Annotated in this window: 12 protein-coding genes; 10 read left to right on the forward strand and 2 right to left on the reverse strand. The window is 36.7% G+C overall.

Translation table 11 applies throughout. The features are described from left to right. The first annotated feature begins 116 nt into the window (after positions 1–116). The gene (locus tag ACN1CD_RS14130) at positions 117–695 is read left to right on the forward strand and encodes a transposase (protein WP_419131027.1); all 579 of its coding nucleotides are present in this window, start codon (positions 117–119) and stop codon (positions 693–695) included. 88 nt (positions 696–783) lie between these two features. Here ACN1CD_RS14130 and ACN1CD_RS14135 read toward each other — a convergent pair whose 3' ends face one another. Further along, positions 784–3,003 (reverse strand): NADP-dependent isocitrate dehydrogenase, encoded by a 2,220-nt coding sequence (locus tag ACN1CD_RS14135; RefSeq protein ID WP_419131028.1) that lies wholly within the window; start codon positions 3,001–3,003, stop codon positions 784–786. Positions 3,004–3,359: 356 nt separating this feature from the next. On the opposite strand from ACN1CD_RS14135, the gene ACN1CD_RS14140 reads away from it, so the two are divergent. From ACN1CD_RS14140 to ACN1CD_RS14155, 4 genes are all read left to right on the forward strand, one after another. Further along, entirely contained in the window at positions 3,360–4,538 is a 1,179-nt protein-coding gene (locus ACN1CD_RS14140) for an ankyrin repeat domain-containing protein (protein WP_419131029.1), read from the forward strand. A gap of 24 nt (positions 4,539–4,562) precedes the next feature. Beyond that, positions 4,563–5,903: an ankyrin repeat domain-containing protein gene (locus ACN1CD_RS14145; protein ID WP_419131030.1), complete on the forward strand. Its 1,341-nt coding sequence runs from the start codon at positions 4,563–4,565 to the stop codon at positions 5,901–5,903. A gap of 124 nt (positions 5,904–6,027) precedes the next feature. Next, a complete protein-coding gene (locus ACN1CD_RS14150) occupies positions 6,028–7,347 on the forward strand; it encodes a PQQ-dependent sugar dehydrogenase (protein WP_419131031.1) in 1,320 nt (439 codons plus the stop codon). 76 nt (positions 7,348–7,423) lie between these two features. After that, positions 7,424–9,475 carry a TonB-dependent receptor gene (locus ACN1CD_RS14155; protein ID WP_419131032.1) on the forward strand — a complete coding sequence of 684 codons (2,052 nt, stop codon included), beginning with the start codon at positions 7,424–7,426 and terminating at the stop codon, positions 9,473–9,475. Between the two features lie 61 nt (positions 9,476–9,536). Here ACN1CD_RS14155 and ACN1CD_RS14160 read toward each other — a convergent pair whose 3' ends face one another. Beyond that, complete coding sequence (locus ACN1CD_RS14160; RefSeq protein WP_419131033.1) at positions 9,537–9,881, reverse strand: single-stranded DNA-binding protein; 345 nt, start codon at positions 9,879–9,881, stop codon at positions 9,537–9,539. Positions 9,882–10,099: 218 nt separating this feature from the next. Between ACN1CD_RS14160 and ACN1CD_RS14165 the strand changes: the two genes are divergently transcribed. From ACN1CD_RS14165 to ACN1CD_RS14185, 5 genes are all read left to right on the forward strand, one after another. Further along, the gene (locus ACN1CD_RS14165; RefSeq protein ID WP_419131034.1) at positions 10,100–10,621 is read left to right on the forward strand and encodes a hypothetical protein; all 522 of its coding nucleotides are present in this window, start codon (positions 10,100–10,102) and stop codon (positions 10,619–10,621) included. Positions 10,622–10,882: 261 nt separating this feature from the next. Continuing rightward, on the forward strand, positions 10,883–11,239 hold the full coding sequence (locus ACN1CD_RS14170; RefSeq protein ID WP_419131035.1) for a hypothetical protein: 357 nt from the start codon (positions 10,883–10,885) through the stop codon (positions 11,237–11,239). A gap of 86 nt (positions 11,240–11,325) precedes the next feature. Beyond that, complete coding sequence (locus ACN1CD_RS14175; RefSeq protein ID WP_419131036.1) at positions 11,326–12,177, forward strand: bifunctional helix-turn-helix domain-containing protein/methylated-DNA--[protein]-cysteine S-methyltransferase; 852 nt, start codon at positions 11,326–11,328, stop codon at positions 12,175–12,177. Positions 12,178–12,179: 2 nt separating this feature from the next. Next, a complete protein-coding gene (locus ACN1CD_RS14180; RefSeq protein WP_419131037.1) occupies positions 12,180–12,428 on the forward strand; it encodes an Ada metal-binding domain-containing protein in 249 nt (82 codons plus the stop codon). Then, positions 12,404–13,015: an alpha-ketoglutarate-dependent dioxygenase AlkB family protein gene (locus ACN1CD_RS14185; RefSeq protein WP_419131038.1), complete on the forward strand. Its 612-nt coding sequence runs from the start codon at positions 12,404–12,406 to the stop codon at positions 13,013–13,015. Before ACN1CD_RS14180 ends, ACN1CD_RS14185 begins: the two co-directional genes overlap by 25 nt. Positions 13,016–13,019 lie beyond the last annotated feature (4 nt).

A 13,019-nucleotide genomic window follows, 5' to 3' on the forward strand; every position in this document is an offset into this window, starting at 1 on the left:
GGATTTATTTATCGCTATCAGATTTTCTAATTACCAAATACTTCTTATCTTGTCGTACCCATCCCTATAAATCAACCATAATCAAACGATTTATTAGCATAATAATTCTTCACTTCATGACTGAGAAATATCAAAACAAATACAGAATTCCTTCTGCGCGTTTACAAAACTGGGATTATAGTCGGGATGGTAAATATTTTATTACCATTTGCACGAAAGATAGGCTGCATCATTTCGGTAAAATTATAAACGGAGAAATGATATTATCAAATATTGGTGTCATTGCCAATTTGATGTGGTATGAGATTAAGAATCATCATAAAAATATAGAATTAGGAGAATTTATTGTGATGCCAAACCATATGCATGGGATTATAATTTTGGATAATAATGCCAATTTTGATAAAGAAGTACAGACAGAGCATGCTCTGTCTCTAGCCCCCTCCACCCCACCTGCAAAATCTCCCGGACAACAACGCTTTCAAAATCAGGGAAAAAATACTGTTTCATCTATTATCGGCTCATATAAATCTGCGGTAACTAAATATTGCAATCGATTGGGATTTGAATTTGGATGGCAGACTCGCTTCTACGACCACATCATTCGTGATGGAAGGGCTTTTGAAAATATTTCAAACTATATTATAAACAATCCTGAAAAATGGGATATTGATAAATTCTTTGCGAATGAATAAAGATTTATCCTGTTCTGATGCTATAAAAAAAAAATCTCCAATCGAAGTTATATTCAATTGGAGATTTTTAATTATAAAACGGATGCGACTACAAAGAAGCTAGAGCAGCATTCAATGTTTCACTCGGACGCATTGCTTCGCTCGCTAATTCATCATTTGGATGATAATAACCACCAATATTTTGTGGCTTACCTTGAGAAGCAATTAATTCTTCGGTAATTTTTGATTCTTTTTCAGCTAAAGCTTTCGCCAGTGGCGCAAATCTAGCCTGCAATTCAGCATCTTTACTTTGAGCGGCTAAAGCTTCTGCCCAATATAAAGCTAAATAAAAATGAGAACCACGGTTATCGATTGTACCTAATTTTCTACCAGGAGATTTATCAGTTGCTAAGAATTTGGCATTTGCTTCATCTAATGCATCAGCTAAGACCTGCGCTTTAGCATTATTTTGTGTTTGAGATAAATGCTCTAAAGATGCCTGAAGCGCAAGGAATTCACCTAAAGAATCCCAGCGTAAATAACCTTCAGCAATAAACTGCTCAATATGTTTTGGAGCAGAACCACCAGCACCGGTTTCAAATAAACCACCACCATTCATTAACGGAACAATAGATAACATTTTAGCCGAAGTACCCAATTCTAAAATCGGAAACAAATCTGTTAAATAATCACGCAATACGTTACCGGTAACGGAAATGGTATCTTCACCTTTACGAATACGCTCCAAGGTAAATTTGGTCGCTTCGATAGGTGCAAGAATGCGGATATCCAAGCCTTCAGTATCGTAGTCTTTTAAATAAGTATTTACTTTAGCAATAATTTCTCTATCGTGTGCTCTGTTTTCATCTAACCAGAATACTGCTGGTGTTTCAGATAAACGAGCTCTGTTTACGGTTAATTTAACCCAATCCTGAATGGGTGCATCCTTAGTTTGGCACATGCGGAAAATATCTCCTTGTTCCACTTTTTGATCGAAGAAAACTTTACCATCTGCATCAGTTACCTGAATAGTTCCATTTGCAATAGCTTGAAAAGTTTTATCGTGTGAACCATATTCTTCAGCTTTTTGAGCCATTAAACCTACATTTGGAACGGAGCCCATTGTAGTTACATCAAAAGCGCCATGTGCTTTACAGTCTTCAATTGTTGCAGTATATACGCCAGCATAGCAACGATCAGGAATTAAAGCAATAGTGTCCTGAGCGTTACCATCTTTGTTCCACATCTGACCAGAAGTACGGATCATTGCAGGCATAGAAGCATCAACAATCACATCACTAGGAACGTGAAGATTCGTAATCCCTTTATCAGAATTTACCATAGCCAAAGCCGGGCCGTTTTCAATTGCGGCAGCAATAGCAGCTTCCACTTCGGCTTGTTCCGGGCGACCAGCAATTTTCGCAAAAACATCACCTAAACCATTGCGGGTATCAACATTAATTTCTTTAAAAAGCGCTGCATATTTAGTAAAAACATCTGCAAAATAAACCTCTACAATTGCTCCGAAAATAATCGGATCCGATACTTTCATCATTGTAGCCTTTAAGTGAGCAGATAACAAAACACCTGCAGCCTTCGCAACTTCGACTTCTTTAGCAACAAAAGATTTTAAAGCAGATAAACTTAAAGCAGAACTATCAATTACCTCACCTGCTTTTAAAGGAGATAAACCTTTCAATTCAGTAACTGAACCATCCTCTGCTACAAATTCGATTTTAAATTGAGAGGCATCGGCGATAGTAACTGATTTTTCCGAACCGTAAAAATCACCTTCCGTCATGCTAGCCACTACTGTTTTTGAATCAGCAGACCATTTCCCCATCGAATGCGGATTTTGTTTTGCATAATTTTTAACTGCCTTTGGTGCCCTGCGATCTGAGTTACCTTCACGTAAAACCGGGTTTACTGCAGAACCTAAAACTTTTGCATATTTTGTTTTGATGGCTTTTTCTTCTTCCGTTTTTGCGTTATCCGGATAATTTGGAATGGCAAAACCCTGAGCCTGTAACTCGGTAATGGTACCAACTAATTGAGGAATAGATGCTGATATATTTGGTAATTTAATGATGTTTGCTTCTGGGGTGGTAGCCAATGCACCCAGTTCAGCTAAAGCATCACCAATTTTTTGATCGTCTTTTAAATACTCAGGAAAGTTTGCCAAAATTCTTCCCGATAAAGAAATATCTCTGGTTTCTACATCAATACCTGCTGATGCGGTAAAAGCTTGTACTATTGGTAAAAGTGAATAAGTTGCCAGCATTGGCGCCTCATCGGTTTTGGTGTAGATAATTTTTGATGTATTTGACATGTTTATATTGATTTTGCTTTATAAGGTTAACTATTTAATCGGTTAAAATTACAAACCGACCTTTTCTTAAAATCGCCTAAAGATAAAATAAACGAATGAATTAAGGAACATCGTAATGTTATTTGTGTTTGGTAAAACATTAAATTTTAGCCCCTGATTTTTAAATAACAAATAACCCTACCCTATTTTTAACCACTAAAATAAGTACCTCCTGATGGTTACTTTTTCATAATTGGATCAGGATTTGTTATGAAAGAAGACGAAACAAACGGGCTATTCGCCACGGCGAATGTATTTCCTCAATTTCAGGCATTACAACGCATAGCTCTTAATTTTAACCTATACCTATAATATCTATGAGTGAACAGAATTTAGAACAACTATTAATGCAAAAACAGTTTGATCAGGCATTCTCGTCAATCCAATCAGGTGAGAAATTATCAAAAAATATTCCCGAACATCAAAAATCCCAAATTTTAGAACGTTTATTCAGCAATGAGCAATACGAAATCATCAATGAATTAGTGGCTGGCAAATGGATTGAAACCGACGTTTATGAATTTGATAGTTTCGATAAAAGTGTGTTTGGAAATATGATCTGGAACTTAAAAAATGATGATAAAGCACTAGGGTTTTTTCAGGATTTCATCTCTAAATGTGATAACATTAATGATGAAGTAGAAGCAAAAACACTCATCAATTATTTCCTTGAAAAAGGGGTCAGTGTAGAAAAGATTAAAATATTAATAGATACCGGATGCGATATCAACTTCACTAATAACGCAGAAGAAAATCTTATCCACCAGGTGATCAAAACTAACTTGATGAAACCGCAGCTTTCTATCGCATATCTGGAATTACTGATCAACGAGGGGTTAGACGTAAACGCAGTTAATATTGTAAATAAGACACCGTTAATTGCCGCGATTGAATTTAACAAACCAGAGTATCTCGATATTCTATTACAAAATGGCGCAAATCCTAATGAGCTGGATCAGGATGGAAATTCAGCGTTTTTCTATGCTGTAGCGCAGAAACAAGACCTCAATATCTACCTAAAAATTAGAGACTTTGGCAGCCCCGATTTTGATACAATCAATAAAAATGGCGTGAATACTCTTTTCGAATTTCTAAGGATGATGTATGCAAGCGAAAAAAATCTTGAGCTATTAAGTACAATGATTAGTGATGGTGCAGATATTTACCAGGCCAGTACCTATTACAGTAAAGAAAAAACACCAATAGATTTAATCGCAGAAAAGCAACCAGAAATTCTTCAGGCTGTTCTGGATTCGGGTAGCATAGATGTTAACCGTCAGGATAATCATGGCAATACCCTTCTTCATAAAGTATGCGCATACAACGTAAATTTCGAAGCTGAGAAGGCAAAAGAGACTTACAAAAAAGTAAAACTATTGCTTGAAAATGGAGCAGATGTTTCTATTAGCAACGATGAAGATAAAACGCCACTCATGCTTGCTTCTGATGATAATCTGAAAATAAAAACGGTAGAACTATTAATGAAAAACGCTTAAATCTGATTCAGGAAAAATATGTCGATGTCATTTATAATTGCCTGCGAAAGCGGCAAAAGAAAAATAGCCGAGCTTTTATTAGCCAATGGTGAAGTTGAAGTGGGTTATACTGATGAAAATGGAAGAACAGCATTGCATTATGCAGCGCATCGTGGTTATTTAGATCTTGTTCAGCTTTTAATTAATGCCGGAGCAGATTTAAATTACGAAGACCACGCTGGCGAAACACCTCTTTATTTTGCTTGTCTACAAAAACAGAAGCAAACCGCACTGTATCTTTTATCACAAGGTGCAAAAGCAGATATTAAAGATTTAGCAGGCAATAGCTTGCTTCATTTAACCGCACAAAGTGGCCAGATTGAAGTGCTGGAAAAATTACTGGATAACGGATTGGCAGTAGACGAAGAAAATAACGAAGCAGAAACACCACTTCTGATTGCGGCCAGCTGGAGGAATAAAGAAATTGTAAAAACCCTATTGGATAAAGGTGCAAACGTAAACACCACGAATAAAAGCGGTAACACACCTTTATTATTTGCAGTGGTTTCTAAAAACATCCCTGTAACGGAACTCCTCTTGGAAAACGGAGCAAACATCAACCACGTTAACCATAACGGAGAAAGTGCCTTACTACAAGCCTGCTATGATAGCAACAGAATGTTGATCAAACTATTAATGGATAAAGGTGCTGATGTATTGGTATCATCTAAAAACGGGCAATCGCCGATTTGGTATGCTTGCGCAAACAATCAAAAAGAAATTGTGGCTTTATTCCTGGAGAATGGTGTTGATGTCAATTATTCTAAACCTGTTTCAGGTGATGAAACATCGATGTACTCCTACTTAGACTGGGTGGAAAGCGCTACGAATCTATCTTCAGCCAGTACTTTTTCCCTGGATACCGAATATGGTTATGGTGGTGAAAGCCTGCTTCATGTAGCAGCAAAAAGCGGAAATGTGAGCATGGTGAAATTACTGATTGAGAAAGAAGCAAATATTAATATTCAGGATGAAAGTGGTAATACTGCATTGCATTATGCTGCTGCGAATGGCAAAAAAGATATTGTGAAATTGCTATTAGAGCATAAGGCTGATGGAACGATTGTAAATGCCAAAGAACAAAAAGCAATAGATTATGCAAACATTAAAGGGTTTAACGAAATCACAGTGCTTTTACTTCAGTACCATCCATCAACTCAGGTGAGTTTCAGTAAACCAAATGAAACTACAGTAACTGATGAAAAACCAAAACTTGATCTGGCTGCTAAAAAACAAGCTTTACTGGATTTGAAAGAGCTGCTTGATATGGGAATTTTATCACAAGCAGAATTTGATATAGAAAAAGGGAAAATTTTGGGTAATTAAACTTTCAGCAAAATAATTTTTAGTTATTCGTTTCAGTGATTTGAATAGGTTTTATTTAACAAACATCTCTGCATTTAAAATGTTATCATTTCGAAAATCTTCTTATTCACGAAAAAAGAAAAACATGAAAAAATATTATTTTTACGCCTCAATACTCTCTGTGGCCTATCTTACGAGTTGCCAATCAGGCTCTAAATCAGCGCCGCAGGGTACAGATACCACTGTTACAACTGCAAGTGAATCTCTTAACCTGCCTGCTCCAGATACGACAGCGTCTAAAGATAAATTCAGCAAAGTGATTGGTTGGCCGGAAAACAAAACGCCGGTTGCGCCAGAAGGGTTTGTAGTAACGAGATTTGCTACCAACATTAAAAGTCCACGCAATACCATTGTAGCACCAAATGGAGATGTACTTGTAGCGCTTTCCAATTCTGAACGCAGTACAAAAGAAAAAGTTGCGAATGCCGTAACCGGAAAATCAAAATCTGAAGTTGCAGGACAAAGTGCCAACACGATTTTACTGTATAGAGATGCAAACAAAGATGGAAAACCAGAATTAACAACTACCTTTTTAACTGGTTTAAATCAGCCTTATGGCATGTTAATCATCGGAAATTCTTTCTACGTAGCCAATACTGATGGCATTTGGCAATATCCCTACAAAAGTGGAGATACAAAAATAACGAGCACAGGTAAGAAAATTATGAGCCTGCCCGCAGGTGGTTACAATAACCACTGGACGAGAAACTTAATTGCGAATGCAGATAAAAGCAAAATTTATGTTACCGTAGGATCAGGAAGTAATGTTGGTGAAAATGGAATGGAAAATGAAGTTCGAAGAGCGAATATTCTGGAGATCAATCCCGATGGTACAGGTGAAAAAGTTTATGCTGCAGGTTTACGGAATCCGGTTGGAATAGATTGGGCGCCAGGATCAAATATGTTATGGACCGCCGTTAACGAACGTGATGGCTTAGGTGATGATTTGGTTCCGGATTATATCACAAGTGTAAAAGAGGGTGCTTTTTATGGCTGGCCTTACGCATATTATGGTCAAAATGAAGACCCTAGATTAAAAGGGAAGAATCCAGAGCTGGTTAAAAAAACAATTGCACCTGATGTTCCTGTCGGATCACATACTGCATCATTAGGTCTGGCCTTTTATAAAGGAACTAAATATCCTTCAAAATACCAGGGAGGTGCTTTCATTGGGCAGCACGGTTCATGGAACCGCTCAGAAATTGCTGGTTATAAAGTGATTTTTGTTCCATTTAAAGATGGAAAACCATCAGGCAAACCAGAAGATTTTTTAACAGGCTTTGTTGCTGATGCTGATAAAGCTGATGTATATGGCCGACCTGTTGGCGTAACCTTAACTCCAGATGGCGCTTTATTGGTTGCCGATGATGTAAGTGGTGTAGTTTGGCGAGTAGCTGCAAAATAATTAATTATTCATAATAAAATACGAGGAGATGGTGGAAGCACGCATCTCCTTGTTATTTTTACTAAAATTTAAAATATTGAAAATACTTTTTACTTCAATTTCCTTATTTCTTTCCATTACCACATTTGCGCAAATAAGTAAAACTGATTCTACTAAAAAATTAAATGAAGTCGTTGTTCGTGGCTACTACAATAATCAACCGCTGTTAAGATCCGTTTCAGCAGTAAGTTTAATTGATAGTAATATGATCAGGAATCAGCAAAACAGTTCATTGGTAAGTACATTCAATACCGTTCCCGGCTTAAGAATGGAAGAAAGGTCACCTGGTAGTTACCGGCTATCCCTGCGTGGCAGTTTGCTTCGTTCACCTTTTGGGATCAGGAATATTAAAATCTATATTGATGATTTCCCATTGACAGATGCGGGTGGAAACACTTACTTAAATGCCTTAGACCCACTTTCTATTGCAAACATTGAAATTTATAAAGGTCCGGAAGCCAGTGTTTTTGGTGCCAATACCGGCGGCGCAATTCTGATCTCTCCACAACCTATAAATGAAAATAGTATTGCAGCAACTATTACTGCTGGCTCATATGATTTATTTCATCAAACGGCCAGTATTCAGCGAAAATATAAGAATTACAGTTTTAGCTTTATGCAGGGCTACCAAAGAAGCGATGGATTTCGCGAACACAGTGCTATGGAAAGAAAATATTTCCAAACCAATCATCAGTGGGACTACAGTAATAAAGGGAATTTAAAACTTTATGCTTTCTACAGCGACTTAAATTATGAAACCCCAGGCGGCTTAACGCTGGCACAATTTGAACTCGACGCTAAAGCAGCCAGACCTGCAACAGCAACGCTACCAGGCGCAGTGACGCAGCAGGCAGCCATTTACAATAAAACATTGTTTGGCGGCCTATCAAACAATTACCAGATCAGTAAAAACTTTAAACACGTAATTGCATTATTCGGAAGTTATACAGATTTCAAAAATCCATTTATCACTAATTACGAAAAACGCTACGAAGGTACATTAGGACTGCGAACTTTCGTTGATTATCAAAAAACCAGTAATCTCATCAAATTCAATGCTCAACTTGGCGTGGAGAGCGGTGCAACGAAAACCCAGATTAAAAATTTTGATAATAATGCTGGCTCCCCTGCTGCCATACAAGCTTTTGATCACCTGAAGGCAAACCAGAATTTTGCCTTTCTGAGATTTAACCTAGACATTAGTAATAAGCTTTTGATTGAATTGGCTTCCAGTTTAAATTTCTATAAATACAATTATGAAAGCTTTCTGCCAGTAACTGTGGCTAAAAGAGAAAGAAAATTTGACGCCGAACTGATGCCAAAACTGGCCGCATCATATCTGATCAACAACGAACTGTCAATCAGGGCATCTGTAAGTAAAGGCTATTCACCACCTACCATTGCCGAAGTAAGGGCTTCAGATAATAATATCAATAACAACATACAGGCAGAACTAGGCTGGAACTATGAAGCAGGTTTTAGGTATCACCTGAAGAATAATCGCCTCCGTATTGCCGCAAATGTTTTCCAATTTAACCTAAACGATGCGATTGTGAGACGTCTGAATGCAAACGATGCAGAATTCTTTATTAATGCAGGTGGAACAACACAAAAAGGACTGGAACTGGAAACCGCATTTTGGCTCATCAGAAACAGCGTTTCATTTTTAAAAGCAATCGAATTAAAAAGCAATTACACTTATAGTCATTTCAGATTTAGAGAATTTACTATAGGCAATGTAAGTTTCGACAGAAATAAGTTAACTGGTGTTCCGGCAAATGTAGTAGTGAGCAGTTTAGATTTTCAATTTAGCAAAGGCTTATACTTTTTTGCCCAACATAATTATACCGCTAGTATTCCACTAAATGATGGCAATACTGTTTTTGCAAAAAACTATCACCTGGTTGAACTTAAGACAGGGATGCGCAACATCCGCATTAAAAAAATCAAATTAGAAGTTTTCGGCGGAGTAAATAACCTTTTAAACCAGAAGTACAGCCTGGGAAATGATTTAAACGCAATGGGTGGCAGATACTATAATGCCGCAGCAAGTATTAACTATTACCTCGGAACATCAATTAAACTTTGATGAATAAAGTAATCAGGCTTTACCTGGCTTGATTACTTTATTCAATATAATTAGCAGCTAACTAATTGGCTAAATCAATTTCTTTGATAACCACTTCGTTCACCACAACGTCTGTTGTGAATTTTTTCGTCCCGTCTTTGGCTACGTATGATCCGGTTATCAATCTACCTTCTATCGTTAATCTGGTACCTTTTTTGATTTGAGCTGAAGCCAGATCAGCTTTATCATTCCAAAATGTTAGTGAAAACCAGTTTGTTCGTTTCATTTCTTCGCCGGATGCATTTTTATAATACTCATGTACCGCAAGATTTACCCTGGCTAATCTTTGACTTCCCGATACATTTTTTACCTCCGCATCTGCTCCTGCAAAACCGCTTAATACTACTTTGTTGATTGCACTTTCCATGATCTTTTAAATTTAAGTTTCTAATTGTTTAATGAACGGTAGATTCCTCGCTACCGACAAAACAAAGGTGCAAACAGTGAAAAATTCTATTCGGGTATTAAATATTTATAGTCGTTTATAAACGTTTAAACACGGATAATGATAATCCAGGAGAGCAAAATGGAATTTGGCCTCATAGGGTCTTTCTTAATATTTAAAGAATATTTCTACATTTAAATATGAGATCACAAATCGATAAGCAACGCAGTATCAGGAAACATCGATTAATATATCATGCTAATACCGAATTGGTTTTTAATAGGCTCTTCGAAAATTTCATCTGGATCATCTGTCTGGCGCTACCCGTTTTACCATTGTTTAATAACAATAATCAGATCACTACTACTGGCTTATTTTTAATTTCAATTTTCTGGGTGTTCTTGCTGACTGGTTTGTATTTTATTAATCATCTTACTATGATTAACGGAACCAATCAAACTATAAACAGAATTAAAATTATTGAAATTTTAAAATTAAGGTATCCCGAATTTACACTTAATGATTCCGGGAAAAACGTTATTAAATGTAAAAAGAAAGCAGGACTCTTTGGCTGGGGAAAGCAGATTACAGTAATGTTTGATCAGGATCGGATATTTATTAATTCGACCACACTAGGGCGTTATGATATAAAATCACCTTTTCATTCGATATTTAACGCAATCGCAATGAGACATATTAAAAAAGATTTTATGTCAGCCTAAATCAACAATAAACCAAAACTATAATATGATACAGAAGTTTTCTTCAAATAACTACCATTGACATATATTGCTAACCACCTATATTTCAAAAACATAAATTAACGCCATTAATATTAAATTTTATGGAACTAAATTATCCATCAGAATGACAACTTCTACATCGTTTTAAATTCTTACCCTGTCTAATCAAAGTATTATTTTGCCCACAAATAAATTTTTATTAGTTTTAAACATCATCCCATAATATTTAACCTGATTATTATGGAACGCTTGTGTTTAGATTGTGGTCTTGTTGTAAAAGGCAGAACCGATAAAAAATTTTGTGATGATAATTGCAGAAACAATTACAATAATCGCCTCAAAAGTGAAAACGGAATTGTATTCAATAGCATCAATGTAATTCTTAAGAAAAACAGGAAACTCTTAGCGAGGTTTAATCCAGATGGAAAGGTTAAGGTATCAAAGAAGAAGATGCTCACCGCTGGCTTTAATTTCGATTATCATACACATACCTATGTAGCTAAAAATGGGAACAAGTATGTATTTTGTTATGAGTTTGGCTATTTAGCATTAAGTAATGAAGAGTTTCTATTGGTAAAGAGAGAGGAGAAGTTATAATAAGCTATTATTCTATGAAAACATAGCAATTATCGGGTGTATTAAATCCAATTACTGCTGTAGTTTTGTGTATAATTAATAAAGTAATGAAAGCACAAGAAGAAATCAATTTTACCCGGATTACAGAGGCCATAAATTTTATTCAATTAAATTTTAAAAGTCAACCTAGTTTGGAAGAGATTGCGGAGAAAGCTAACCTAAGTCCTTATCATTTTCAGCGATTATTCAGCGAATGGGCAGGTACTAGTCCGAAAAGGTTTCTTCAATACATCAGCATTGGTTATGCCAAAAAATGTCTGAAAGAAAATCAGGCATCACTATTTGAAACGGCATTAGAAACCGGCCTTTCTGGAACCAGCAGACTACATGATTTATTCGTAAACATTGAAGGGATGACACCTGGAGAATATAAAAATGGTGGCGAGAATTTAGTAATCAGTTACAGTTTTGCGGAAACACCTTTCGGAACTATTATTGTGGCATCAACACTAAAAGGAATTTGCCACCTCGTTTTTTCTGAAGAGGAGGAAATTGCATTGATGCAGTTAAAAGCTAAATTTCCAGCGGCAAACTTTATCAGGAGACTTGATCCTATTCAGCAAAATGCGCTTTTAATTTTCCAAAACGACTGGACAAAACTAAACCAGGTGAAGCTACATTTGAAAGGCACCGCATTCCAGTTAAAAGTTTGGGAAACGCTTTTGAAAATCCCCATGGGGAAGTTATCTACTTATGGAAACATTGCCCGGAAGGTCGATAATCCTAAAGCATCCAGAGCGGTAGGCACTGCAATTGGTGATAATCCTGTTGCCTTTTTAATTCCTTGCCATCGGGTCATCCAGGCCAGTGGCGCATTGGGCGGCTATCACTGGGGCACCAATCGTAAAACAGCTATCATTGGCTGGGAAGCAGCAAAAACAGAGACCGACTCATTGTAAATATGTTGAATCACGTTGCTTTATCATCTGCTGACTTAACAAAAAAGATAAAAAATAAAGAAATTTGCCTTGGCGGAAATCTTAAGCTAAAAATTTACGGTAGCCTGCAATGTAAATCCGGCAAAAGGATGAAAAGAGAAAACCGGGTATTTTTTCATTCAGACAAGCAAGCAATTGACGCAGGCTTCAGACCCTGTACGCACTGTTTACACACGAAATATAAAAAATGGATTTGTTCAGTTCAACAATAGATAACAATAAAAACCTCTTGCCTTATGATGGCACAGTGCGTTATTTCGGTCCATTATTTCCCATTAGAAAGGCCAATGCTTATTTCGAAGCGCTGATGAACACCATTGAGTGGAAGAATGATGAAGCTTTTATTATGGGAAAACATATTATTACCAAAAGAAAGGTGGCCTGGTATGGGGATCTTGAATACGCGTACACTTATTCAAAAACCACAAAATATGCCTTACCGTGGACAAAAGAATTGCTCGAACTTAAAAGCATTGCCGAAGAAAATACAGGCTCGAAATATAATTCCTGCTTGTTAAATCTGTACCACAATGGCGACGAAGGTATGGCTTACCACAGTGATGACGAGAAAGCCCTGGGTAAAAATACCAGCATCGCATCAATGAGTTTTGGTGCAGAAAGAAAGTTTCTTCTTAAACATAAGGTCTCCAAAGAAACCATTGGTATGTTTTTAGAAAACGGTAGTTTGTTGGAGATGAAAGACACAACACAAACTAATTGGCTGCATCGTTTACCTCCAACAAAAAAAATTGCTACCCCAAGAGTAAACCTCACTTTTCGATCGATGGTTGCCGGATGATTAA

Origin of the sequence: Pedobacter sp. N23S346 (genome assembly GCF_048515415.1) — a bacterium.
GTDB lineage: Bacteria > Bacteroidota > Bacteroidia > Sphingobacteriales > Sphingobacteriaceae > Pedobacter.